The sequence below is a fragment of the Dyadobacter sp. CECT 9275 genome (genome assembly GCF_907164905.1).
Lineage (GTDB): Bacteria > Bacteroidota > Bacteroidia > Cytophagales > Spirosomataceae > Dyadobacter > Dyadobacter helix.
Window position 1 is genome coordinate 762,942 of sequence record NZ_CAJRAF010000001.1, and the last position, 25,937, is coordinate 788,878.

Below are 25,937 nucleotides of genomic sequence, written 5' to 3' on the forward strand. Positions count from 1 at the left end.
TTATACCCGGATAGCCCGCCGGAATATTATAGTATATTTCTTAAAACAGTAAAAATCAGGGTTGTTCCGGCAGCCAGAAATCTGACTTCAGTTCTTTTGAGCCATAGGTATATGGTCGCCTTCCCCGCCAGTTCCGAAAACAAAATTATTGCGGATAGTGGTAATACGATAAATATCAAGGCATTAAGATGAAACGCGGCGGTAAAGTTTCCGTGCAGAACCTGATGAAATGCCCGTTGCCCGCCGCACCCCCAGCATAACCACCCTGTGCTGTGGTGCACAAAGCAGGGTGGGCCAATGGGATAAACCGCAGGATCCAGCTGGTGGTAAACAAAAACCGCCGATAAGGAAAAAATAACCATTACGACGGTTTTGAGCGGGGGTCTGGAATTACTTGATAACATAATCCTTCACAACAATATCATGCAGTGCCTGTTCCTTGTCGTTGAATAAAGGCCAGAGCCACAGTAATATACATACGTTGGAAGTAACGTATTTGATCAGCGCCCTACCAAGTGCGGCGCCGAAAGTGAGGCGTTGCCCCTGCTCATCCACCACCTTGATCTTCATTAGAATTTTACCGATTGTCGCTTGCTTGGAAGAACTCACCATGAACGCCTCGTAAAGAATTGGCCCCAGTAACCCGGCAAGCAGAAGGGGTACCACCAATGTACCGACCAAAACGGCAACCGCGGCCTCGTCCTCGGCATCGGCAAAAGAGGAGGAGTTAAAAAGGCTGATCCCGAAAATCGGAAGGATGAGGACCGATATTACAAAGCCAAGAATAAGACTGTCAATGATCTGGGCTACAAGGCGATTACCAAAGCCGGCTAGGGTGGAATTCTCCATGAAATTTTCAGAGGTTTAAGTGCTTGAATATCTTTCAAGTAAGTATTAAGATTTCATATTCGCAAGTGGTTTCGGACGAAATGGGTTAATCGCAGCAATTTTATTTTTTCTGGATTTTTGACAGGTTGAAGGATTATATTTTACTTGTGGTATAATGCGTCTCAGGTATCTGTAAAATCAAATTTTAATCATGAAAATATTCATTTGGGTTGGCCTGTTCATGGGAAGTATCTGCCAGTTGTATGCACAAGAAAGATCCGTTGCCGTAACAATTGACGATGTACCTCAGGTAAATGTATACCATCAGTTGGGTAAAACATTTTCATTGTTAACCAGGCTTGATTCCCTGAACATTCCGGTTGCCATATTTATCAATGAAGATAAGTTAAATCAAACCGCAGACTTTGAGGGTAATAAGGCTTTGCTTGCCCAATGGATTTCAAGGCCTGGTATCACCGTAGGAAATCACAGTTATGCACATTTGAATTATGCAGACGTTGGTTACGAAATTTTTACAGAGGATATCGTCAAAGGCGAAAGGGTGACCAGGGAATTGGCGGAGAAATTTCATAAGCCTCTGAAATATTTCCGATTTCCGTTCAACAGCATGGGGAACGACAGCCTTCAGCATAAAAAAATGGCCGGGTTTCTTGAAAGCAAGGGATATCTCAATACCCCGTATACCGTTGAAAGTGAAGACTGGATGTATGACATGTTATACAACGACGCATTGGCCAGGCGAGACCTCGCGTATGCAGAAAGTGTTGGAAAACAGTATGTGGAAATGACCATTAAGCTCTTTGACCATTTCGACAGCCTTGCCGTTGCCCGCTACGGTCGTCCGGTAAAGCAAATTTATCTTTGTCATGATAACTTGTTGAATGCAAGGTACCTTGATAAAATTGTAAACGGTTTAAAAACAAAAGGTTATACCTTCATCAGCCTGGACGAGGCGCTTACCGATGGTATTTATAAATCGAAGGAATACTATTACGGTCGAGCGGGGTTTTCCTGGATATACCGTTACGTTCAGGATCCTGTCCGGCGAAAGACTATGGTGCGGACAGAACCGGTTAATCTGCCGGCTCAGCAGGCTTATGAGGAACTAATCAAAAGGAATAAATAAAAAAAGCATCCCGGACGATCAGGGATGCTTTCAAAAATGTTGTTATGATTAAACTTAGATAACGCGAACGTTAACTGCGTTTAAACCTTTTCTTCCATTTTCTACATCGTAAGACACTTTGTCATTTTCACGAATTTCGTCCTGAAGACCTGAAACGTGAACGAAAATGTCTTTCTCGCCATTTGCGGGCTGAATGAATCCAAATCCTTTGGAATCATTGAAAAACTTAACTGTACCTTCTGCCATTAGTATTGATCTTATAAGTATTGAAAGCCAAATGTATATAGAATTTACAGATAAACAAGAACAGTCCGGAAAAAGGTTTAGAATTAATCTACGTATGTATCGTTTTCAATGACAGGTATTTATGATTTAAACTTACAGTAATCTGGAATAAATCATATTATGTATTTGTTTCTAACGGAACTGGTGCAGGTTCTTTGCTATTATTTTATATTTGCAAAATGCACTTCAGTTCAGGAACAAAAAATCGTAAGACCTCCCATGCCGATTGTCCGCAATGATACGCACATACCTCCTTACTGGCTTCCAAACGGCCATTTTCAGAGTATTTACCCTGCGCTGTTCAGAAAAATAGAAGATGTTTTTTATGAGAGAGAACGCATCAACACACCGGATGAGGACTTCCTGGATCTGGACTGGGCGCTGAATCAGCAGAAGGCGGATATAGTGGGTACTCCGCTGGTAATCCTGTCACATGGGCTGGAAGGCAGTACCTCAAGCCAGTATGTGCTGGGGATGACCCGCCTGATGACGCGGTCGGGATATGATTGCCTGGCATGGAATTTCAGAAGCTGCAGCGGGGAAATGAATAAGGCTTCCAGATTTTATCACAGTGGTGCTACGGAGGATCTGGATCTGGTGGTACAATATGCAATTAAAAAAGGATACCGGTCTGTTTACCTCATTGGATTTAGTCTGGGTGGTAACCTTACACTGAAATATTTGGGAGAGCAGGGTTCTGAACTGCCATCCGAGATCCGTAAGGCACTTGTTTTCAGTGCACCCATGGACCTTAAAGCCTGCAGTATGGCTATGATACAGCCGCGTAACCGGGTGTATATGCACCGGTTTTTGAAATCACTCAGGCCCAAAGTAGATGAAAAGGCCAGGCTATTTCCGGATAAAATCGATATTAAATCCGGTCGATTTGTAAAAACGCTCTATGACTTCGACCACATCTATACAGCTCCGATCCATGGATTCAGAGATGCGGATGATTACTACGCGCAATGCAGTTCCATGCATTTTGTTGAAAATATAGGGATAGAAACACTGATTGTTAATTCGGAAAACGACCCGATCGTTCCCATTGCAAGCCTACCTTCCGATGTCATCGCCCGCCACGACAAGGTATTTCTGGAATCTCCGGCACAAGGCGGCCATTGCGGTTTCCGGCCATCGGTCTTGTCCGGAGGTATCTACTGGTCGGAACAGCGGGCGCTGGACTTTTTGAGATCTGCCTGAGTTTATTATTGGAATAGTACAAATTTTTCTTAATCAGGATATGCAGTAAAGAGGATGGGTAGATAAAATGATATGAACAGCTTTTTTATCCGCAGAATAAAAACTGATCCTTTCAATTTTTTGTTAGGGTGATAGTCGTGAGATTCGTAATTTTGTGCCTCATTTGAAAAGCACAGGATCAGCTTAGATCAGAGACTTTAATATTAAATTGGAAATTATTCAGTTATCTGCCGTTTCATGCCCACATTAACACTCAATCCCCCGTATATCATCATTGATTTTGACAGTACCTTCACCAAAGTGGAAGGCCTGGATGAGTTGGCTGCTATTGCACTTGCAGGAAGTTCGCAACGTGATCAGATTGTGGAGGAAATCCGTGATCTGACCAATAAAGGAATGAACGGGGAAATGTCGTTTGCCGAAGGGTTACGTAAAAGAATTGACCTTCTGAAAGCTAATAAGAGCCATATCGATGACCTCGTCACATTTTTACGTACTAAGGTGTCCGATTCGTTCTTGCGGAACAAGCAATTCCTGACAGAAAATGCGGACCATATCTTTATTGTATCAAGTGGGTTTAAAGAGTTTATTGTGCCGGTTGCGACTGAACTCGGCGTAAGAGCTGATCACGTTTATGCCAATGAATTCCGTTTTGATGCAGAGGGAAACATCGTGGGGATAGACGAAGAAAATGTACTTTCTACGGACGGAGGCAAGATTAAGTTGCTTGCCCAACTGAAACTGGAAGGAGAGGTGTATGCGATCGGAGATGGTTATACCGATTATCAGCTCAAAGAATCCGGATTGGCGAGCCGGTTTTACGCGTTTACCGAGAATGTAGAGCGTCCTAAGGTAATGGCCGTTGCGGACCATATTGCAACCTCTTTTGACGATTTTTTATACGATAACAAATTAAGTAGAAGCCAGTCTTATCCAAAAAGCCGCATTAAGGTGCTCTTGCTGGAAAATGTGCACCCGGCTGCGTTACGCGCCTTTGAGGAACAGGGTTTCAATGTTGAGTTTGTAAAAGGAGCACTGGATGAAGACGAGCTTTGTGAACGTATCAAGGATGTATCCATTATTGGTATCCGTTCCAAAACGAATATTACAAAACGCGTGCTGGAAAATGCTAACCGGCTGATGGCCATCGGGGCGTTTTGCATCGGTACGAACCAGATTGACCTTGACGAGGCGGCAAAACGCGGGATTGCTGTTTTTAACGCGCCATATAGCAATACGCGTTCCGTGGTAGAGCTTGCGGTAGGTGAAATGATACTGCTGATACGTAACACGGTTACCAAAAGTAATCAGATGCACCAGGGAGTTTGGGATAAATCGGCGGTGGGTAGTTTTGAAGTGCGCGGGAAAAAGATTGGTATGGTGGGTTACGGCAGCATCGGTACCCAGCTTTCTGTGGTGGCTGAGGCGCTGGGTATGCAGGTCTACTTTTACGACGAGGTAGAGAAACTTTCCATAGGTAATGCCCGCAAAATGAATACGCTGGAAGAGCTGCTTGCCGTTGCTGATGTGGTAAGCCTTCATGTGGACGGTCGCAAGGAGAATACCAGGATGATCGGTAAAAGGGAGTTTGACATGATGAAGGACGGCGTAATCTTCCTGAATCTTTCACGCGGTCATGTGGTGGATATACCTGCTCTGGCAGAGGCCGTGAGAAGCGGAAAAGTTGCAGGGGCCGGTGTGGATGTATTTCCTTACGAGCCTAAAACCAATGCCGAATCATTTGAAAGCGAACTCAGGGGATTGCCAAATGTAATTCTGACACCACACATAGGAGGAAGTACTGAGGAAGCACAGGAGAATATCGGACATTTTGTTCCAGGGAAACTACTTGAGTTTATGAATAACGGCAGTTCGTACGGAAGCGTTAACTTTCCGGAGGTTCAGTTGCCCAAGCTAAAGGATTCTCACCGTTTGCTTCACATTCATGCCAATGTACCGGGAGTACTGGCCAAACTGAACCATATTTTTGGCAAGAACAACATTAATATCACCGGGCAGTATCTCAAAACCAATGAGCATATTGGTTATGTGATCGTGGATATTGACAAAAATTATACAGAGGAATTTATTCAGGAAGTGAAGGAATTAGAAGGGACGATCAGGTTCCGGATGCTTTATTGATATTTTAATTGCCCGCTTGCGGGTAGTTGATCCGATGTTGTCAGGAATAGGTGGAATTTGCACGATTCCTGGCAACATACACATGAGCGAGCAAGATAGTGCTCACGTCTGACTTCAATCATTCAAACTTCTAGCCCAACAGAAATGCCGTTAACTTTTTTCACACCAGGACCAGCTCAGCTTTATCCCACTTTTGAAAAACACCTGCAGACTTTTGTAGCCGGCCAGCTGGGTTCGATATCTCATCGTAGCCAGCAATATCGGGATTTGCATAGGTTTACTGTGGAACAGCTCAGATTGCTGCTGAACGTACCCGATACCCACGCCATTCTGTTTCTGGGGTCGGCATCGGAGGCCTGGGAACGGATACTCTTCAGTTGTGTGGAGCTAGAGAGCTTCCATCTGGTGAATGGTTCGTTTTCCAAAAAATTCTATGACTACTCCAACGCATTGAATAAATATGCCCATAAGTATGAAAAGCCGATGGGGCAGGGTTTCAGTGCTGCGGAAATTGTAGTGCCAGAATATGCCGAATTAATGTGTGTGACGCACAATGAAACCAGCTCGGGTGTGCAGATGCCGGTAGCCGAGATACACAAGCTCAAAACAAAATACCCCGACAAATTCATAGCAGTTGATATGGTGTCTTCTGCTCCTTATCCTGAGCTGGATTATTCGCTGATTGATAATGCTTTCTTCTCAGTGCAAAAGGCATTTGGGTTGCCTGCAGGCCTTGGGGTTTGGATCGTGAGCGAAAAATGTCTGGAAAAGGCCCGATTGATTAAAGAACAATATTCAATTGGTGCCCATAACGATTTGCTGACGCTTTGGAAAAATGCGAAAAATAACGAAACTCCTGCCACACCCAATGTGATGGGAATATACCTGCTGGGAAAAATAGCAGAAGATTTTAATAGTCTGGGAGTAAGTAATATCCGGAAAGATACGGAACGGAAGGCACAGCTTTTGTATCAATTTATACAGAGTCACGATGCTTATTCGGCATTTGTGAATATAAAGGAATACCAGTCTCAAACGGTTGTTGTGGCCAACACGACACTGCCTTCTGCCGATGTTATCAAAGGTGCAAAGGCCAAAGGGCTTGTGGTGGGAAGCGGATATGGCGAGCATAAAGCAACACAAATCCGGATTGCCAATTTCCCTGCCACCTCCTTGGAACAAACGGAAGAGCTTATCAAAGTACTGGGCGATCTTTGATTTAAAGAAGATGGCCAGGCAAGCGCAGGATTTTATTATTCTGCGCTTTTTTTGTTCCCCATGGTTTATAAAGTAAAATCAGAATAGTCATATCTGGTCTTTTTACCGTATAACTTCACATATAATTCAGTTTGCCTGATCCAAAACCAAACTTTTTTAATAATGAATGACCAAACGAATCCGACTGAAAATCCCTCCCGCAGAGACTTTATCAAAACATCATCTTTGGCAGCGTCTTCATTTTTCATTGTTCCGCGTCATGTTTTAGGTAAAGGGTTTGTCGCACCGAGTGATAAGCTGAACATCGCCGGGATAGGAGTGGGCGGAAAAGGGAAAAGTGACCTTGCCAGCTTCGCCAAAAGCCCGAACGTAAATATAGTGGCACTTTGTGACGTGGATGATCGCCAGGCAGTTACCTCTCGCGAGAACTTCCCGAAAGCCAAGTACTACAAGGATTTTCGTGAAATGCTAAAAAAAGAAAAGAACAGCATTGATGCCTGTTCTATTTCAACTCCCGATAACACGCACGCCGTTGCCACACTGGCAGCGATGCAGCTCGGTAAACACGTATATACGCAAAAGCCCTTGACCCACGATATCTACGAAGCCAGGATACTGGGACAGGCGGCAAAAAAGTATAAAGTAATTACACAGATGGGCAACCAGGGTGGTTCGGGCAATGGTGTGAGGCGTATGAAAGAGATATATGATTCGGGTATCATCGGTGATGTGCATAAAGTGCTCTGCTGGACCAACCGCCCGGTGTGGCCGCAGGCCGTTCCTACCGACAATGTGGATCCGATACCGAAAGAACTTGACTTTGACCTTTGGCTGGGTCCGGCTCCCAAAGTAGGTTACAACAAGGAGTATCTTCCCTGGAACTGGAGAGGCTGGTGGCCGTATGGTACCGGTGCGCTGGGTGACATGGCCTGCCACATTATGGATCCTGTTTACAGAATTTTACCGATACTATATCCTGTTTCAGTGGAATGCAGTGTGGGTGGAACCTGGACTTTCACTTTAAGAGAAAAAGATAACAATCCCGACTGGACACCTTTCACTACTTCTATTCACCTGGATTATCCACGTAACGACGGAAAAGGAAATATCAAAGTGAGCTGGTATGACGGCGGTATCCTGCCCGAGTTACCTGAAGAATTACTTCCGGGCGAAGTTTTTGGAAATTCGGATGGTGGTGTACTGTTCATTGGAAGTAAGGGAAAACTGCTGGCCGACTGCTACGGTGCTAACCCACGTTTGCTTCCGTTGAAGGAAAACCAGATCGTCAATATTCCGGAGACCATTGCGCGCGTTCCCAATGAAGATCATTACCTGAACTGGGTTGACGCCTGTATAGCCGGATACGGTAAAGGGGTAACAAGCTCTCCCTTCGAGTACGCAGCCCCATTCACAGAAAGTATCCTGATCGGTAACCTGGCTATCCGCAGCTGGATGTTGCGCGACAATCCAGCTGCCAAGAGAACGGTAGATAAGTACAACGGACGCAAGAAGTTGTACTGGGATGCTGCTAACATGAAAGTAACCAACTACGACCTGGCAAACCAGTTTGTAAAAAGAGAGTACCGCGAAGGCTGGGACTTGAAATTATAATCTTCAATTGAAGGTATATACCCACAGCAATGGACCGCCCGGTTCATTGCTGTTTTGCTTTTTGGCTTCCGTTAATGTGCTAATATTAAATGATATTGATAGTATAACTGTGGCAAACCGCTCTTTGTCAAGAAATGTTAAAGAGTGAATACTACGGATAGCTTTGGTAAATGGTGTACGGAACAGCAGCTCTGGGGGGCCGTCAGGCAAGGAGATGAGCACGCCTTTACCGTTGTTTTTGAAAGGTATCATGGGATATTATACAACTACGGCTCCAAACTCACGGCAGATACAGCGCTCATTGAAGATGCCATCCAGGATGTTTTTATAGATATATGGCGATTGCGTGCAGGCCTGACTGAAAACATTTCTTCCATAAAATTTTATTTGTACCGGGCATTGAGGAGGCGGATCCGGGTGACATTGGAGAAATATCCTTCTGCTCAGGAGATATCTGGCTTATCGGACCCGGACATTAGCCCTTTGTCCTTTTCCGATTCAGAAACAATACTTATCGAAACGGAATCAAACCATCTCCGTAAAAAAGGGTGAAAGAACTGTTATCCCAGCTTCCTGAGCGCCAAGTGGAAGCCATTACCTTACGTTATTTTGACGGCTTCAGTGTAGATGAAATTGCACAGATTATGGGCGTAACGGATAAGTCGGTCCGGAATTTTTTGTATAAAGCACTTTTTTCGCTTCGCCAGACACGAGAGGTACTTATTTCTTCTATCCTGATTGTGTGGTCCTTATCCCATTTTTAGATTTTTTTTCAAAAAAAGTTTTATTGATCGGAGGTCAAATCTCTTATTCTACGCTCTTTCTGTTTGAAAGGCTAAACGACTTTCCCTGATGGCAAAAAAATATGATCCTTTTTCTCTGACCGAGCTGATCAGAAACGATGAATTTATCACATGGGTTTTACATCCTGATTCAAAAAGTGATTTGCAATGGGCGGCCTTTTTGGAACAGTATCCCGAAAAGAAAAAAACAGTAGAGTCTGCACGGGCTTATATCATTCTGCTGGCGGAAGATACCGGAAGAAGCAGGCCCAGCCAGGCCCAGACCGATAGAATGTGGAAAGCGGTAGAAAGTGGCATGTCAGAAAAAAAGACCGAGTAACCTAGTCAAAATGAGGTATAAGTGTGGGGATTCGCCCTCTGACCGGCGAATCTTCCAAATCATAAGTTAGCAAGTCCCCTTCTCGAAGAGTAGTCAATAGTTGATTTATTTAAAATCTGAAAATGAAAAAGATAGTAATCCTCAGTCTGGTAGTCCTGGTTTTATCCTGTACGCAAAAGAGCGGAACACACAACGGTACGGCCGGGAAAAGCGGAGCCGTCAATGCGCGCCGGGCAGAAGTCCTGTTCCTTGGACATAACAGCAAACATCATGATTCGGGCAAGTATGCACCCTGGCTTTCTATCAAACTGTTTCAGAGCGGAATCAATATGTCGTACACGGCAAATCTGGCAGATATCAATCCCGAAAATCTCAGCAAATATGATGGATTGATCATTTACGCCAATCATGATTCGCTACCAGCTGCACAGGAGGCGGCCATGAAGGCCTTCGTGGAAAGCGGAAAAGGACTTATTCCCCTTCATTCGGCATCTGGTTGTTTCAGGAATTCGGCCTGGTATATCAAAACCATCGGCGGACAGTTTGCCTCGCACAAAACCGGAACTTTCAGGAATGTAATACTAAAGCCCGGGCATCCGGTGATGAAAGGAATAACTGACTTCGAAACTTTTGACGAAACCTACGTTCACAAAAATCTGAATCCGGATAAAATCATTCTGGGTGAAAGAGTGGAGGGCGATCACCAGGAGCCCTATACCTGGGTGCGTAATGAGGGAAAAGGGCGGGTTTTTTACACCGCCTACGGTCATGAAGACAGTACCTGGACCAACAAAGGATTTCTGGATTTGGTAAGAAACGGGGTACTCTGGGCCGTCGGAGACAAAGTTGCCGGACAGATCGCTGCCCTTAAAATCCCAAATGTTGACATCTATCAGTCTGATACGATTTCACATTACACCAAACGACATATGGTGCCTAAGATGCAGGAATCACTTTCTCCTGCGGAATCCAACAAACTCACTCAGATACCTCCTGATTTTGAGATAAAACTTTTTGCTGCCGAGCCTGACATCACCAATCCGATAGCGATGGCTTGGGATGAACGCGGGAGATTATGGGTGGTGGAGTCTGTAGATTACCCCAATACCTTTAAAGAAACAGACGGTGCTGCCAATGACCGTATCAAGATCTGCGAAGATACTGACGGCGACGGAAAAGCGGATAAGTTCACCACCTTTGCCGACAACCTCAATATACCTACGAGCATGGTGTTCTCAAACGGGGGTATCATTGTTTCTATGGCACCGGATTTCGTGTTCATGAAAGATACCAATGGAGACGATGTAGCGGACGTAAGGGAGGTGATCATGACCGGCTGGGGAAAAAATGATACCCACGCAGGACCTTCAAACCTCATGTATGGCTTTGATAATAAAATATGGGGGGTAAACGGATATTCTGGTTTTAAGGGTACCATCAACGGAAAGGCTTACAGTTTTCCGCAGGGTGTATATCATTTCAAACCGGACGGAAAGGAATTTGAGTTTTTGGGCAACAGTAGTAACAATACCTGGGGGCTGGGCTTTACGGAGGATAACAATGTTTTTCTTTCCACCGCTAATAATACACACAGCGCTTTTTATTCCATGCCTGCCAAATATCTGCAGCGGGTTGTGGCTGACGCCGGTAATCCCATACAGGCCGTTCAGAAAATTGACGGACATTATGACGCACATGCGTTGACACCCAACCTGCGGCAGGTGGATGTGGTAGGCGGATTTACTTCTGCCGCCGGGCACCGTTTTTACACAGCCAGAAATTTTCCCAAAGAATATTGGAACCGCATTGCCTTTGTAACCGAGCCAACGATTCGTTTGGTACACAAATCCATTATTGAGCCGGACGGTGCAGGCTTTAAGGAAAAAGATGGCTGGAATTTTATGGCCAGTTCCGATGAGTGGTTTGGACCGGTCCAGGCGGAAGTTGGCCCTGATGGGGCCGTGTGGATAGCCGACTGGTACAATTTCATTATTCAGCACAATGTTTTTGTTCCGGCACAGTCTCCCGCCGAATTCATTATTCCGTTTAAGGAACAGCCGCATGGTCCTGGAAACGCTTTCAGCAGCCCCATGCGCGACCTGAGCCATGGCAGGGTATACCGCGTGATCTATAAAAATGCAAAAACAGGTACATCCCTCAGGCTTTCCAAAGAAGACCTGCCAGGCCTTGTTGCTGCCCTCGAAAACGATAATATGTTCTGGCGTATGACTGCCCAGCGCTTGTTGGTGGAGTCAGGTAAAGTATCCGTTGCGCCTGATCTGTACAAAATTATTAACAACCCAAAGGTCGATGAGATCGGATTGAATAGCCCAGCCGTTCATGCCCTTTGGACCCTGCATGGCCTGGGCCTGCTGGATGGCTCCAATACCGAAGCGCTTGCCGTGGTGAATAAGGCACTTACACATCCGGCCGCCGGGGTCAGAAAGGCGGCAGCCATGGTTTTGCCTAAAAATGAAAAGAGCTTTGGCGGAATTCAGCAACTTCTGCAGGATAAAAGCCTGAACACCCGCCTGGCGGCATTTCTTAGCCTGACCGAAGTACCAGCTTCCGATAAAATTGGGGAGGCACTTTATGAAGCTTCTCTGGATGAACGAAATGCGAAGGATGCCTGGCTCTCCAAAGCGATTTTGGCGGCGGCTGTCACCCATGAGAAAGGATTTATTGCAGCAGCTGCAAAGCGGTCGCGCAGTTCGGATTTCAGTGCGCAGATCGTGGACGCCCTGAAAAAAGAGACTTACGTTTTGGGCAGGAGAAATACGTTTCAGTTTTCTCCGGACGTCGCCGGAAAAGAAATCACGATCAGGGCCAGTGTGGTAAAGGCTAAGGATAAACCGTTAAAGGGTTTCATTGCCGGACAAGGTGGAAAGGATGGCGGATATGCCCTGTATATTCAGGACGGGAAAGTGATCATGGCCGTAAAACAGCATGGTATGATAAGCCAGGCGGCTACTTCTGAACCGCTGCCCGACAAGTTTGATGTAGCGGCCAGGCTGACTAAAGGGGGAAATATCGGCATTGAAATAGATGGAAAACTGGTAGCGCAGGGTAAGGCTCACATGTTATTTGCGGCGCCGCTTTCAGGCTCGGTCCGTACGGGAGAGGATGTGGAAGGAGAAGACAAGCTGGGTAGTTATGAAGGGCGTTTCGGTTTTGTGGGAAATTTTCAGAAGGCGTCGCTTGAGCTTAACAGGCCTGACGAAAGCAAAACTTCCCCCGAGACGACCACCGGAAATACGTCGACCTCAAAACCAGCTAATGCTCTCATCATTGATTTGAAAGTGGAAAAGGAAATTATGCAATATGATAAAAAGCTGATCAGTGTAAAAGCCGGGCAAAAGGTGGTGATTAACCTTGAAAACCCTGATGGCATGCAGCACAATCTTTTAATCATTAAACCTGGGACTCTGCAAAAGGTGGGTAAAGCAGCTGACGAGATGCTGTCTGACCCGAAGGCAGCCGAAAAAAGTTATGTTCCCAAAATGCCGGAAGTACTGTTTTCTACCAGGCTGGTCAATTCCGGCGAAACTGTGACCCTCGAATTTACAGTGCCCGCTACCCCGGGAGATTATCCCTATGTATGTACCTTTCCGGGGCATTGGCGGGGGATGAATGGAATTTTAAGAGTTACCAAATAAACCCGGATAATGTGCCCGGTTTTGTTGTCAATCTAATTTTTTTCTGAATTAACTTTTATAAGAGATGATCCATTCACTAAAAGCCTGCCTTGTTTTTATCATGATTATGGGCTTGGGGGTAGCTCATGCAAGCGGTACTCTAACCCCGAAAAAGAAAAGGCCCGTCCGGGTATTATTGGTAGGTGGCGGTGCTTCCCATGATTTTGACAGGTGGTACAAGGGGGAAGATGTGTCCACGCTTCAGAAAGGCGGTCTGGCGACGGTTGAGTATACCAGTGATCCAACCACTATCCTGTCGAAATTACCGGATATAGATGTACTTCTTCTTGCAAATAATCAGCCGATCAGCGATGCAGCCACCCGCAAGGCCATTTTTGCATTTGCCGATGCCGGAAAAGGCTTGGTGCTGGCGCATCCGGCCATCTGGTACAACTGGAAAGACTGGCCGGAATACAATCAAAAACTTGTGGGCGGAGGATCAAGAGGGCACAACAAATACGGGCCGTTTGACGTAACCATCACCAATCCCAAACACCCTGTGACCAAAGGAATACCGTCCACGTTTCATCTTGACGATGAATTGTACTATTTCATACCGGACAAAACCGGAACGCCGGTTGAGGTACTGGCAACGGCCAAAGCGGCAGATTCGGATAAAGTTTTCCCTAGCCTGTTTGTCGTGAAATATCCAAAGGGGAGGATCGTAGGTATCGCCCTGGGGCACGATGCAGCGTCGCATACGCTGGAATCTTACCAAACGATTTTAAGAAATGCCGTTAAGTGGGCCGCGGGCAGGTGATACAGTTTAGATTGAAGGGGTTTGCCCTGAAAGGGCCTAATCCCTTAACCATGGGCAACGCCCATGAAGCCTATGAGCCCCTAACATGCATGTAATGGAATTCATAACCAATAAAATCATTCATTACCAAATAAGATAGAAAACATGAGTCAGAAGCAAATCACAGTAGTCATTGTAGGGATGGGTTTTGGAAAAGAATTTATTCCTATTTATCAGAGCCACCCAAATATTAAGGCGGTTGGAATTTGTACGCGCAGCAAACAAACCCGTGATGAACTGGCTGCTAAATTCAATCTGGATGAAGACCTGGTTTTCGAGCATTTTGAAGACATTCCCGCAAGAGAAGATGTAGATGCCATTCACATTGTAACACCTGTTCCCGAACATGCCCGAATGACACTGGCGTCGTTGAATGCAGGAAAACATACGGCTTGTACCATCCCTATGGCGATGACCAAAGAGGATTGTATCGCTATTGTGGATGCAAAAAGAAAGGCAAAAAAAGTATACATGATGATGGAAACAGCGCTGTATACCCGGGAGTTTCTATATGGTCTGAAGCTGGCCGAAACCGGTGAGCTGGGGCGGATACAGTTTGTCCGCGGCTCGCATATTCAGGATATGAGCATGGAAGGATGGGGTGAATACTGGAAGGGATATCCTCCGATGTTGAACGGTACACACGCCATATCCCCCTTGTTGAAAATAAATAATACTATTGCCGAAACCGTAGTATGTCATGGCTCAGGGAGGCTTTCCGATGATCTGGCCAGTCGCTATGGGTCGCCTTTTGCGGTAGAAACGGCCACTTTCACCCTGAAAAATTCGGATGTTGTAGCAGAGGCCACGCGTTCGCTTTTTGATGTGGTACGGCAGTATCGTGAGAGTTATGATGTATACGGGACCAAAATGTCGTTTGAATGGGAGCAACTTCAGGACGAAAGTCATATCATTTTTGATGGCGGCGAAAACGCCAAACGGGTGGATGTTCCGGATACGGATGAGCTTTTGATTGAGCCGATCAAACATTTTACCAAACGTGAGAAAATTGATGACCCCAATCACGTATCGTTTCTGCAGGGAGCCGGACACGGCGGATCGCACCCCCATTTGGTGCAGGAATTTGTAGCAGCCATTATTGAAGGGCGAGACTCTGCCGTTGATGCTGCACTGGCAGCAAACTATACCTGCGCCGGAATTTGCGCGCACGAGTCGGCCATGAATGGCGGGATCAGGGTGGATGTGCCAAGTTTTGAAGAATAAAACTTAGGCCCATAGGCCCGCAACATTTGAGCCATGGGTTAACCTATGGCCATTATAATTAAAATTCCAACAGATATGTTATTCGGTGCCAGTACATTTATATGGGTATCTCCGTTTTCCACGGCAAATATCGATTTGCTTACCAAAGTAAAAAATATGGGCTATGACATCATTGAAATAGCCGTAGAAGATACCAGTATTATAGACTGGCGGTCAATGAAAACGGTGGCCCGTGATCTGGATCTGAAAATCACCATCAGCGGCGCTTTCGGTGAAGAGCGGGATATTTCCAGTACAAACCCGCAGTTCCGCCAGTTGGGAAAACAGTATATCGTTGACTGTATCAAAATTGCTGCGGATGTTGAGAGCCCTGTTTTCGGTGGACCGGTATATTCCGCTGTGGGAAAAACCAGGCTAGTTTCAGAGGAACAGAAAAAACAGGAGCGTGCCTGGTGCGTTGAAACCCTGGCAGAGGTTGGAAAAATAGCGTCTGATTATGGCGTGGTGGTTGGCCTGGAACCGCTTAACCGGTTTGAAACGGATATGGTCAACACGGTAGACCAGGCTCTGTCGATCGTCAACGAGGTTTCCAGCCCAAACCTGAAGATTGTTCTGGATACTTTCCACTCGAATATCGAGGAAAAGGATATCCCCGCTTCGATCAGAAAAATCGGCAAGGAACTGCTTTGTCATGTTCAGGGTAACGAAAGCGACCGTGGTACACCTGGAACCGGGCATCTGGAATGGCAAGGGATCAAAGAAGCTCTGACGGATATCGGGTATGAGGGAGCTGTGGTTATTGAAACCTTCGGGCAGCCTTCTAAAGAACTGGCTCGGGCCGCCTGCATCTGGCGCCCGCTGGCCAACAGTGCCGATGAACTTGCCAGCGAGGGACTTTTGTTTTATAAGAGCCTGTTTTCATGAAGAGTTCTATCATGGTGATATGATGAACGTCCTGTTTTCGTTGCTGCTGATCCTTTCTTTTTTAGGGGAATCTGGTATTATCAGGACAATAGCAATACCCGGAGCAGCTTTTGATCCCGCCGATTCTGCAAAGTATACCAATCCGGTTTTTGAACCCGTACTGGCGGATCCGTCGGTAATCAGGGGAACAGATGGCTGGTTTTACGCCTTTGGTACCATGGATGACTGGGGAGATGGAAAAGGTGCTCATTTGGTTCCAATCCTGCGTTCCCGGAATCTTACCCGCTGGACCTTCCTGAAGGATGCATTCATAAAAAAGCCATCCTGGAAAGAAAAAGGAGGGATATGGGCTCCGGATATTGCCAGGGTGAATGGCAGGTATCATCTTTATTATGCCTTTTCTACCTGGGGAGATACTGACCCCGGTATCGGATTAGCAGTGGCCGATTCGGTTACAGGTCCGTTCCAGGATCAGGGTAAGCTCTTTCTCAGTTTGGAAGTGAATGTCCCGAATTCAATAGATCCGTTCTACCTGGAAGACGCCGGCAGGAAGTATATTTTTTGGGGGAGTTATTCCAACGCTTCTAACCAGGGTACCTTTGGTGTTGAACTTGCCGGTGATGGAAAGTCGGTGCCGGACCTGGGCAAAAAGTTTAAAGTGGCAGCAGGAGACTTTGAGGCGGTGATGATACACCGGAGAAACGGATATTATTATTTTTTCGGGTCAAAAGAGAATTGCTGTGATGCTGAAAAAAGCAAATACCAGGTTCGTGTAGGAAGGTCTCAAAAACTTGCCGGACCCTATCTCGACCAAGAGGGAAAACCGTTGAAGGAAAGAGGGGCGGGTACGCTCCTGCTTCACCGGACCGAGACCGTTGCTGGTCCGGGGCATAATTCCAGAATCATAACCGATAAAAATGGACAGGATTGGATGTTATATCATGCTATTGATGTGAAGCAACCGAAGGTGCCCAGTGGAGCCAACCGACGGGTACTAATGCTTGACAAAATAACATGGAAAAACGGCTGGCCGGAAATCAAAAACCAGCAGCCCGGAATCATAGAGCAAAATGCACCTACGTTTTAAAAGATAGATACCGCGAAAATCAATTTCTGACCTTATTCAACACGACAATTCTAAATAAATCTGAACGAATGAAACTATTAAAAACGACACTATGGGCACTGGCAGCGCTTGTTTTATTCCAGAACTGTTCCAAAAAGGCCGACAGCGAGAAAGAGGAAAGTGCAGCGGCCGGGCAGCCTGCCAAACGGGAGATTTGGACCAAAGAGCAAGCCAAACAATGGTACGGCCAACAGGGATGGCTTGTGGGAGCCGACTTCCTGCCAAGCACGGCGATTAACCAGCTGGAAATGTTCCAGGAGGCATCCTTCGACACCGCCACCATCAACCGCGAACTAGGCTGGGCGGCAGGTATCGGGATGAATACCATGAGGGTATATCTGCATGATCTTCTTTATGAGCAGGATTCAACCGGTTTTTACAAGCGCCTCGACGTTTTTCTGGACATTGCCGCAAAACATAAGATCAGGCCCTTGTTTGTTTTGTTTGATTCCTGCTGGGATCCTTTCCCGAAATTAGGGCCGCAGCGTGCTCCCAAACCTGGAGTTCACAATTCGGGATGGGTGCAAAGCCCTGGTTTTGAAGCCCTGAAAGACAGTACGCAATACCCGCGCCTCGAAAAATATGTAAAAGGTGTTGTCGGTAAATTTGCAGGTGATGACCGTATCCTGGCATGGGATATCTGGAACGAACCCGACAATACCAATAACAGCTCTTATGGCAAAGTGGAGCTTCCCAATAAAGTGGATTACGTGTTGCCTCTATTAAAAAGCTCCTTCGGCTGGGCCCGATCGGTAAACCCTTCTCAGCCGCTTACCTCAGGGTTGTGGGCAGGAGACTGGACATCGTACGAAACGCTCAAGCCAATTGAAAAACTGATGATCGACGAGTCGGACGTGGTTTCTTTCCATAACTATGAAAATGCCGCCGAATTCGAAAAGAGAATCAAGCAGCTTCAGCAGTACGACCGTCCGATGATCTGCACAGAGTATATGTCGCGCGGGAATGGCAGTTTCTTTGAAGGCTCACTACCGATTGCCAGGAAGTACAACGTAGGGGCCATTAACTGGGGGTTGGTAGATGGCAAGTCGCAAACGATATACCCATGGGACAGCTGGAAAAAGACCTATACAAAAGAACCTGAATTGTGGTTTCATGATATCTTCAGAAAAGATGGTACACCTTACAGACAAGCAGAAGTGGATCTGATTAAGGAGCTGACGGCTTCCAAGTAAGATAATCAGCTTGTTTAAAAACCTTCTTAACGGTACACTGCCGGTTAAGAAGGTTTTTTATTTGCCTCTTTTCAGGTAGTAAAAAAGGTTGTGTGAGGTCTTTTTTTTGCGGAAGTACTTGACCTTGCTAATGAAAATATTCAAATTCTTTTTCCTTTCTTTTACATTCATACTTGCTTTCCCCGGCGTTGTTCTTTTCGCACAAAAGAAAGCTCAGAAACCTAACGTCATTTTTATATATGCCGATGACGTTGGCTACGGTGACCTGAGCTGTTATGGAGCGACCAGAATCAGTACACCCAATCTGGACCGGCTGGCTAAGGAGGGGGCACGGTTTACGAATGCTCATGCGTCGTCTGCTACCTGTACACCATCCCGTTATGCCCTGATGACTGGCGAATATCCCTGGCGCCGAAAAGGTACTGGTGTTTTACCCGGGGATGCCTCTCTGATTATCCCTACCGACCGGCTTACGCTTCCCTCACTTTTTCAGAATGCTGGATATAAAACCGGGGCCGTGGGGAAGTGGCATCTGGGATTGGGAAAGACTAATAAGCAGATCAACTGGAACAAACCCGTTTCAACCGGGCCCAACGAAGTTGGCTTTGATTATGCCTTTTATTTTCCAGCCACTTCGGACCGCGTTCCAACTGTTTTTATGGAGAATCACGAAGTGGTAGGGCTGGACCCCGATGATCCCATTGAAGTAGATTATGCTAAAAAGATAGGAAACGAACCCACAGGGGCCGAGCATCCTGAATTGCTTAAACTACCCGCATCTCCCAACCATGGGCATAATAACACGATTGTGAATGGTATCGGGAGGATTGGCTTTATGAAAGGAGGCAAACAGGCCCGCTGGACAGACGAAGAAATAGGGCTGGTCTTTTTGAACAAGGCTGAGTCTTTTATAGAAGAGAACAAAGCAAATCCGTTTTTTCTTTATTTTTCATTAAATGATATTCACGTACCGAGGATGCCAAGTACCCAGTTTAAAGGCAAAAGTGGCATGGGCCTGCGGGGAGATGTAATATTACAGATGGACTGGACAGTAGGGGAAATTCTTAAGAAGCTGGATGACCTCAAACTAACCGAGCATACCCTGATTATTTTTTCAAGTGATAATGGCCCCGTACTGGACGATGGCTACGCCGATAAAGCTGTTGAGCTTGCCAAGGGCCATAAGCCGGCCGGTAGCCTGCGGGGCGGTAAATACAGTGCGTTTGAGGGAGGGACGAGGGTTCCGTTCCTGGCAAGATGGCCCAGGGTAATCAAAGCCGGAACTGAAACTGACGCATTGGTGTGCCAGATAGACATGCTGTCTTCCTTTGCGGCTTTGTTGCAACAAAAACTTTCTTTTGAAGATGCGCCCGATAGCTTTAATCAGATAGATGCTTTCCTTGCAAAGCCGGTAAAAGGGCGTGAGTCACTCGTGTTACAGGGAGGTACATTAGCCCTTAAAAAGGGAAACTGGAAGTATATTGAGCCAAGTGATGGAATTGCTTATATGCCTCTGACGGGTACCGAAACCGGTAATGACAAAAAACCGCAGTTGTATGACCTGGGCAAGGACCTGGGTGAAAAAAGCAATGTTGCTGCCCAAAACCGGAACAAAGTAAAACTGATGCAGGAAGAGCTGGATAAAATCAGAGAAGCTGGCAGGAGCCGGTATTAGTTTGATACTGAACGTTTTTTTTGTAGTCATTTTTTGTAAACGGGAGCCGTAAGGGGCAGCCGTTTACAAAAAATGGGAACCTCTATAGTCCGTCCTGTGTACCGAGCAGATCCTTTAAAGATTCACGCCTTCTGATGAGCTTTGCGGAGCCGTGGTCTACCAGTACTTCAGCTGGCCTGAATCTGGCGTTATAATGAGAGCTCATCGTGTAGCCATAAGCCCCTGCATTCAGCATAACCAGAATATCACCCGGACGAACCTCCGAAAGTGTGCGGTCTGATGCAAAAGTGTCAGTTTCACAGATGTACCCCACCACATTGTATGTCTTTTCGGTTCCTCCCGGATTGGAGGTATTAAGTATATGATGATAGGAGCCGTACATCATCGGGCGGATCAGGTGGTTGAGGCCGGTGTCGACATGGACAAAATTACGTGCCGGATCCTCCTTGACAACCGTTGTGGTAGTAAGCAGGTATCCTGACTCGCTTACCAGGAATTTACCAGGTTCAAACCAAAGCTGCAACTCACGCCCATACTCGGCACAGAATTTTTTGAAACGCTCTGAGATTTTGGTACCAAGTAAATGCATGTCGGTTATTTCGTCGCCCGGCTTGTAGGATACCTTAAATCCGCCGCCAAGGTCAACGATCTGAAGGTCTGGGAAACGTTTGGCGGTTTCAAAGAGGATATCTGCAACCTGGATGAAAGGTTCGGCATCCTTAATGTCGGAACCGGTGTGCTGGTGCAAACCGATCACTTTAATGCCGTAACGGTTTACAACTTCCAGTATCTGCTCAATTAATAATACCGAAATTCCGAATTTGGAGTCGGCATGTGCGGTCATGATCTTGGCATTTCCACCCGCAGCCACATTCGGTTTGATCCGGATCAGGCAGGGTTTAGTACTGCCATAAGTCTTTCCGAACCACTCCAGAAGGGGTATACTGTCTACATTAACCAAAGCACCTGCTTCTACTGCCTCCTTCACCTCATGGAAAGGAACACCGCTGGGGGTAAAGGTGATCTGGCCTGCGTCGTACCCGGCAAGCCGCCCCATTTCAAATTCCCCGGGTGAGACTACATCCAGTTCTACACCAATTTCCCGCATCAGCCGGAGAATAGAAAGGTTGGTATTGGCTTTACAGGCATATTTGATTTTCATGTTCACCGAAGAGAAGGCCTCCTGCAGTTCTGCCACTTTGCGGCGGATGGTGCCACCGTCATAAACATACAACGGGCTGCCGTAAGTTTCTATCAGTTCTGACGGGCTAATGCCTTGTATTTGATAGGTATTGTTTTCTGAGAGCTGCATTATTTCAAATTGTAATTCTTGTTTTTATTGTCAGAACCGCCCTCAGGCGGTCAGATATTTGTCCAGATACACCGACATTTCCTCCTGGAGTTTCTTTGCCTCCAATCCGGCATGGAGGGCAAAATCTACACCATTACCAGCATATATGATACTTCGGGACGCGTTGACGAGCAGGCCGCATGATTTGTTCATGCCAAAACGGGAAACTTCCTCAAGGTTTCCTCCTTGTGCACCCACACCAGGAACCAGCAGGAAATGTGCGGGAGCAATGGTCCGGATATGCGCAATGTCCTGTGTCTGAGTGGCGCCAACAACATAGATCATCCTGTCGGCACCGGCCCACGTTTGTGATATTCGAAGTACTTCTTCAAACAAGGCCCCGTTTTCTGTTTTCAATCGCTGAAAATCTGAACTTCCTGCATTGGAGGTAAGCGCGAGCAGTATCACCCATTTTTCTTCAAATTCCAGGAATGGGAGTACGGAATCGCTTCCCATATAAGGTGCTACTGTTACAGCATCAAAGTCGAGTCCGGAAGATTTGGGGTCAAAAAAAGTGCGGGCATATAGTCCTGAGGTGTTTCCGATATCTCCCCTTTTTGCATCTGCAATGGTAAAATGGCTTTTTGGGATGTACTCAATTGTTTTCTGCAGACTTTCCCAACCCTTTGCACCTAATGCTTCGTAAAATGCAATATTGGGTTTGTAGGAAACGCAATATTCCGCAGTAGCATCTATGATCTGTTTGTTAAAGGCAAAAATGGGGTCCTGTTCTTTCAGCAGGTGAGACGGGATTTTTTTAATATCAGTGTCAAGACCAACACAGAGATAGGATCTCTTGGTTAAAATCTGTTCAAAAAGCGCTTCGTAAGTCATGATATTTTAAATATTGCGCCGAAATTACAACGTCTGCCAATAGATTCATAAATTTGTGCAGATATAAAATGATAACGTTCAGCAATAAAACCAACATAACACCCATGCACATCCGGGAAACATCGATTTCAGGTTTGATTGAGTTTACTCCAAGAATTTTTGAAGACGAAAGGGGGCTGTTTTTTGAATCCTTCAATAGTGCTTCGTTTGAACAGTACGGTTTGCCCACCAACTTTGTTCAGGATAACCAGTCTTTCTCTAAAAAAGGAGTTGTTCGCGGGTTACATTTTCAAAATGCGCCTTTTGCCCAAGGCAAATTGGTGAGGGTTATTTCCGGCCGGGTGTTGGATGTTGCCGTGGATATTCGTCCTGAATCCCCGACTTTTGGAAAGTACGAGGTTTTTGAATTAACCGGAGAACGTAATAACATGGCATATATCCCGGAGGGTTTTGCGCACGGTTTTGCTGCGCTGGAAGATTCCATTTTTAGCTACAAATGTACTAACGTATACAACAAGCAAAGCGAGTCGGGAATTTTATGGAATGATCCTTCCCTGAATATAGACTGGGGCGTGGCGAATCCTATTGTTTCTGAAAAGGACCTACTCCTTCCTACCTTCAAATCTTTATTCAGTAAACAAGACCTCTGAGACGCCGGGGATTGATTTTATCAGCTCGCCCGCCTATTTTTCAAAAAGCTCTTCCAGGGCTTTTGATGCAACTTTTTTGGCGGAGTTGGGATTCTGCCCGGTAATAAGCCGCTCGTCCATTTCGATGTACTCGATAAATGGTATTACAGATTTGGTGAAATGTGCCCCGCGTTCCTTAAGGACGTCTTCCAGATAAAAGGGTACTTCACTCACCAGGCTCATCAGTGTTTCTTCCATGCTGGTAAATCCGGTAAGGTATTTGTCCTGCAGCAGGTAGGTGCCGTCGGACAGGCGCACATTGATGAGCCCGCAAACTCCATGGCTGACGGCGGTTACCATTCCGCCATTTTCGTATATTTTCTGGGTTATTTCCTGAAGTCCTTTGTGGTCGGTCAGATCCCACATTGCGCCATGTCCGCCCGCGAAATAGATCAGGCGGTAATCTCCCGCGTTGATTTGAGAGGGGCTTAGGGAATTTTTAATTTTAAACTGAAATGCCTGATCCTCTGAATATTGAAGATTGATCTCGTCTTTCAGATCAAGGCTTCGTTCGTCCATAGGAATTTCTCCTCCCTGGGGGCTTACAATGTCAACCAATAAACGCCGTTTGACCATACAATCATAAAAGTGCGTCAGTTCATTGAGCCACAGGCCGGTTTTACCTGTTTTCGACGGATAGGAATCGTGGTTGGTACAGACAATGAGTACTTTCATGGCATGGCAGATTTGGTTTTTGAAAACCCGGTTTAACCAGGGAACTGAAACCTGGTAACAATCGGTGAAATATACCAGAATTTGGGTTCACTTGGGGTATTCATACCGGATAAATCAGAATCATTTCTGCTGAACGGGCAGTATACAGGTTTGGAAGGTTTTTTGGTAAAGTCCGGTTGGCGAGGCAGAGGCAAATAAAGAGAAGCCTTGGATGGCTAAGGTAAGTTTACAATAACTGGTTTTTGTAAGCAAAGGCCACGGCGGCGGCAGTGGTTTTAGTGCCGGTTTTTTCCAATACCCTCAGCCTGTGTCCTTCCACGGTACGTACGCTGATGAATAACTTTTCGCTGATTTCCACCGTAGATAACCCGTCACAGATCAGTTGTAAAACTTCCTGCTCACGCGAAGACAGTGCTACATTACAAGCATTGGGGAAAAAAGGATGTTTATTGGGCTGGCGATTTACCATTTTACGGTGCATGGCCTTGGAAACAAAATCGTTGTAGTAAAATCCTTCTTCTGCTACACGGCGGATCGCTTTTTCCACTTCATCCGGGCTGGTGTCTTTTAACAGGTATCCTTGTACGCCTTTTTCAAGCATATGGATCACAAAGCGATCCTCATTATACATGGAAACAACAATTACCTTAATCTCCGGAAAGCGTTCGAAAGCTAGCTCGGTTGCCTGGATACCATCCATTACGGGCATCTGCAGATCCATAAAGATAATATCGGGCGTGTTGTCCGGCAGTTTGTCAAGCAGTTCCTGTCCGTTGGCCGCTTCCAATACGAAATTAAAATCAGGGATGCCGCTCAGCATAGAAATAAATCCTTTGCGGAACAATTCATGGTCATCTGCGATGCCTAATTTTAATACTTTCATCAGGATTCTTATTAAATAATCATGGGGCTTGGCCGGATGCTGCTGCTTAGCCTTTGCAATTTACTCAACTTAGCTGAAATTAAAGAATGCGTTCTCTGCGGAATGGGTGTAATGGTTCGGGCCTGGTTTCGGTAACCGGCGCCACCGGAACCTGCGCAAGAGCGCTGGATCCTCCTTGTTCGGGCCTTTCATACTGAACGGTCCCGTTCACGATAGCCAGCCGGCTTTCAATTCCCAGCAGGCCCAGTCCGGCCAGGTTGTTGTCTTTTATTTGCTCAGGGTCAAAACCAATCCCGTTGTCTGTTACCCGAAGGTTGATATGCTTATGGTTAACTTCCAGTGATATGGCAATTTTAGAGCATCTGGAGTGTTTAATGGCATTGTTAACCAGTTCCTGCATGATACGGTAAAGAGTTAACTCTATCTTCTGGCCCTGCCGGGGGAAATCATCAGCGTTAGAATGGAAGGTGATCGTCAGTTGGTTACCTTCTTCCAGTTTATTGATGAACTCGGAGATCGCATCCGCAAGGCCGAACCTTTCCAGGGTTGTGGGTACCAGGTCACGCGTGATGCGGCGCACGTGCAGAATGGTTTCTTCTACCAGAGACTGGGATTTCCGCATGATCTGGTCTTCTTTCACACCCGATTCGGCCACCAGTTTACTGAGTTGATTGAGGCTCAGCTTGGTCAGCGATAACATAGTACCGATGTCGTCATGCAGATCCTGCGCGATACGCCTGCGTTCGGTTTCTTCGGAGTTGAGTGCGGTATCCAGCAGCAGCCGACTGTAATTTTTTTCGATGTCGTTCAGCTTTTTTTCTTCCTCGAATTTTCTTTTCTGATAATACATCACAAATGAGATAACAAAAAATGCCATCATCAGCATTGCAATGGAAGCAATGAGCAGTGCAAGTTTCAGCTCCTCAATGTTTTGCATAATTATTAATAGAGTGGTAATAAACACCGATTGCAATGAATAACATACTAATGATTTCAAAAATATTAGGGATATATTCCATGAAACCGATATCAACAAAGTTGTCCCATCTGAATGTGTAATGGAATATGGGCGCTATAAACACGAAGCTGGAGTAATACAACAGCAATCCTGAGCATACCCAGAAAAAAGGATAGGCCAGCAGGTTGTTAATTTTTAATGACAGAATCAGTTCACGGAAATATACCAGAATCCAGAATATCATCAGTACACTCTCTAGCGTCAGTGAGTACAGTAATAACTTGTGATCATGCAAATCCGAAATGTCTGGATTTACATGAAAAAGGTCCCATGCGAAAAATAGAAAGTTAAGAAA

General features: G+C 46.0%; 25 protein-coding genes. 16 read left to right on the plus strand and 9 right to left on the minus strand.

What is annotated here, in order from left to right; translation table 11 throughout:
* Positions 1-26 precede the first annotated feature (26 nt).
* The gene (locus tag KOE27_RS30015) at positions 27-404 is read right to left on the minus strand and encodes a DUF2752 domain-containing protein (RefSeq protein ID WP_406566841.1); all 378 of its coding nucleotides are present in this window, start codon (positions 402-404) and stop codon (positions 27-29) included.
* On the minus strand, positions 391-849 hold the full coding sequence (locus KOE27_RS03035) for an RDD family protein (RefSeq protein ID WP_215237374.1): 459 nt from the start codon (positions 847-849) through the stop codon (positions 391-393). Before KOE27_RS03035 ends, KOE27_RS30015 begins: the two co-directional genes overlap by 14 nt.
* Positions 850-1,039: 190 nt before the next feature.
* On the opposite strand from KOE27_RS03035, the gene KOE27_RS03040 reads away from it, so the two are divergent.
* Positions 1,040-1,975: a polysaccharide deacetylase family protein gene (locus tag KOE27_RS03040; RefSeq protein ID WP_229252610.1), complete on the plus strand. Its 936-nt coding sequence runs from the start codon at positions 1,040-1,042 to the stop codon at positions 1,973-1,975.
* A gap of 54 nt (positions 1,976-2,029) precedes the next feature.
* Here the strand turns inward: KOE27_RS03040 and KOE27_RS03045 are convergent, their stop codons facing one another.
* Positions 2,030-2,221 (minus strand): cold-shock protein, encoded by a 192-nt coding sequence (locus tag KOE27_RS03045; RefSeq protein ID WP_215237375.1) that lies wholly within the window; start codon positions 2,219-2,221, stop codon positions 2,030-2,032.
* Between the two features lie 258 nt (positions 2,222-2,479).
* Here KOE27_RS03045 and KOE27_RS03050 point away from each other — a divergent pair, with 258 nt between their 5' ends.
* The 14 genes from KOE27_RS03050 to KOE27_RS03110 all read left to right on the plus strand — a co-directional run bounded on the left by KOE27_RS03050 (position 2,480) and on the right by KOE27_RS03110 (position 20,192).
* Positions 2,480-3,463 carry a YheT family hydrolase gene (locus KOE27_RS03050; protein ID WP_215237376.1) on the plus strand — a complete coding sequence of 328 codons (984 nt, stop codon included), beginning with the start codon at positions 2,480-2,482 and terminating at the stop codon, positions 3,461-3,463.
* Between the two features lie 237 nt (positions 3,464-3,700).
* Entirely contained in the window at positions 3,701-5,605 is a 1,905-nt protein-coding gene (serA, locus tag KOE27_RS03055; RefSeq protein WP_215237377.1) for a phosphoglycerate dehydrogenase, read from the plus strand.
* Between the two features lie 144 nt (positions 5,606-5,749).
* Positions 5,750-6,823: an aminotransferase class V-fold PLP-dependent enzyme gene (locus tag KOE27_RS03060; RefSeq protein ID WP_215237378.1), complete on the plus strand. Its 1,074-nt coding sequence runs from the start codon at positions 5,750-5,752 to the stop codon at positions 6,821-6,823.
* A gap of 162 nt (positions 6,824-6,985) precedes the next feature.
* On the plus strand, positions 6,986-8,434 hold the full coding sequence (locus tag KOE27_RS03065) for a Gfo/Idh/MocA family protein (protein WP_215237379.1): 1,449 nt from the start codon (positions 6,986-6,988) through the stop codon (positions 8,432-8,434).
* 144 nt (positions 8,435-8,578) lie between these two features.
* Entirely contained in the window at positions 8,579-8,986 is a 408-nt protein-coding gene (locus tag KOE27_RS03070) for an RNA polymerase sigma factor (protein ID WP_229252611.1), read from the plus strand.
* A complete protein-coding gene (locus KOE27_RS29575; protein ID WP_229252612.1) occupies positions 8,983-9,198 on the plus strand; it encodes an RNA polymerase sigma factor in 216 nt (71 codons plus the stop codon). The genes KOE27_RS03070 and KOE27_RS29575 overlap by 4 nt, the downstream gene beginning before the upstream one ends.
* Before the next feature lie 88 nt (positions 9,199-9,286).
* On the plus strand, positions 9,287-9,556 hold the full coding sequence (locus tag KOE27_RS03075) for a hypothetical protein (RefSeq protein ID WP_215237380.1): 270 nt from the start codon (positions 9,287-9,289) through the stop codon (positions 9,554-9,556).
* A gap of 122 nt (positions 9,557-9,678) precedes the next feature.
* Positions 9,679-13,212 (plus strand): PVC-type heme-binding CxxCH protein, encoded by a 3,534-nt coding sequence (locus KOE27_RS03080; protein ID WP_215237381.1) that lies wholly within the window; start codon positions 9,679-9,681, stop codon positions 13,210-13,212.
* Positions 13,213-13,276: 64 nt separating this feature from the next.
* Complete coding sequence (locus tag KOE27_RS03085) at positions 13,277-14,011, plus strand: ThuA domain-containing protein (RefSeq protein WP_215237382.1); 735 nt, start codon at positions 13,277-13,279, stop codon at positions 14,009-14,011.
* Between the two features lie 144 nt (positions 14,012-14,155).
* The gene (locus KOE27_RS03090; RefSeq protein ID WP_215237383.1) at positions 14,156-15,274 is read left to right on the plus strand and encodes a Gfo/Idh/MocA family protein; all 1,119 of its coding nucleotides are present in this window, start codon (positions 14,156-14,158) and stop codon (positions 15,272-15,274) included.
* Positions 15,275-15,319: 45 nt separating this feature from the next.
* Positions 15,320-16,198, plus strand: a complete 879-nt coding sequence (locus KOE27_RS03095; RefSeq protein WP_229252613.1) for a sugar phosphate isomerase/epimerase family protein — start codon at positions 15,320-15,322, stop codon at positions 16,196-16,198.
* 19 nt (positions 16,199-16,217) lie between these two features.
* Positions 16,218-17,285, plus strand: a complete 1,068-nt coding sequence (locus tag KOE27_RS03100) for a family 43 glycosylhydrolase (protein ID WP_229252614.1) — start codon at positions 16,218-16,220, stop codon at positions 17,283-17,285.
* Between the two features lie 68 nt (positions 17,286-17,353).
* A complete protein-coding gene (locus KOE27_RS03105) occupies positions 17,354-18,517 on the plus strand; it encodes a cellulase family glycosylhydrolase (RefSeq protein ID WP_215237384.1) in 1,164 nt (387 codons plus the stop codon).
* A 130-nt stretch (positions 18,518-18,647) separates the two neighbouring features.
* Positions 18,648-20,192, plus strand: a complete 1,545-nt coding sequence (locus tag KOE27_RS03110; protein ID WP_215237385.1) for a sulfatase family protein — start codon at positions 18,648-18,650, stop codon at positions 20,190-20,192.
* An 82-nt stretch (positions 20,193-20,274) separates the two neighbouring features.
* Here KOE27_RS03110 and lysA read toward each other — a convergent pair whose 3' ends face one another.
* Together lysA and pyrF are read right to left on the minus strand one after the other, a co-directional pair.
* Positions 20,275-21,504, minus strand: coding sequence for a diaminopimelate decarboxylase (gene lysA / locus KOE27_RS03115; protein ID WP_215237386.1), 1,230 nt, complete (start codon positions 21,502-21,504; stop codon positions 20,275-20,277).
* Between the two features lie 42 nt (positions 21,505-21,546).
* Positions 21,547-22,377, minus strand: a complete 831-nt coding sequence (pyrF, locus tag KOE27_RS03120) for an orotidine-5'-phosphate decarboxylase (protein WP_215237387.1) — start codon at positions 22,375-22,377, stop codon at positions 21,547-21,549.
* Between the two features lie 104 nt (positions 22,378-22,481).
* Here pyrF and rfbC point away from each other — a divergent pair, with 104 nt between their 5' ends.
* Complete coding sequence (gene rfbC, locus KOE27_RS03125; protein ID WP_215238354.1) at positions 22,482-23,027, plus strand: dTDP-4-dehydrorhamnose 3,5-epimerase; 546 nt, start codon at positions 22,482-22,484, stop codon at positions 23,025-23,027.
* A 33-nt stretch (positions 23,028-23,060) separates the two neighbouring features.
* Here rfbC and KOE27_RS03130 read toward each other — a convergent pair whose 3' ends face one another.
* From KOE27_RS03130 to KOE27_RS03145, 4 genes are all read right to left on the minus strand, one after another.
* Positions 23,061-23,741 carry a type 1 glutamine amidotransferase domain-containing protein gene (locus KOE27_RS03130; RefSeq protein ID WP_215237388.1) on the minus strand — a complete coding sequence of 227 codons (681 nt, stop codon included), beginning with the start codon at positions 23,739-23,741 and terminating at the stop codon, positions 23,061-23,063.
* A 226-nt stretch (positions 23,742-23,967) separates the two neighbouring features.
* Positions 23,968-24,624: a response regulator transcription factor gene (locus tag KOE27_RS03135; RefSeq protein ID WP_215237389.1), complete on the minus strand. Its 657-nt coding sequence runs from the start codon at positions 24,622-24,624 to the stop codon at positions 23,968-23,970.
* Between the two features lie 79 nt (positions 24,625-24,703).
* Positions 24,704-25,561: a sensor histidine kinase gene (locus KOE27_RS03140; protein ID WP_215237390.1), complete on the minus strand. Its 858-nt coding sequence runs from the start codon at positions 25,559-25,561 to the stop codon at positions 24,704-24,706.
* On the minus strand, positions 25,548-25,826 hold the full coding sequence (locus KOE27_RS03145) for a hypothetical protein (RefSeq protein WP_215237391.1): 279 nt from the start codon (positions 25,824-25,826) through the stop codon (positions 25,548-25,550). The genes KOE27_RS03140 and KOE27_RS03145 overlap by 14 nt, the downstream gene beginning before the upstream one ends.
* Positions 25,827-25,937 lie beyond the last annotated feature (111 nt).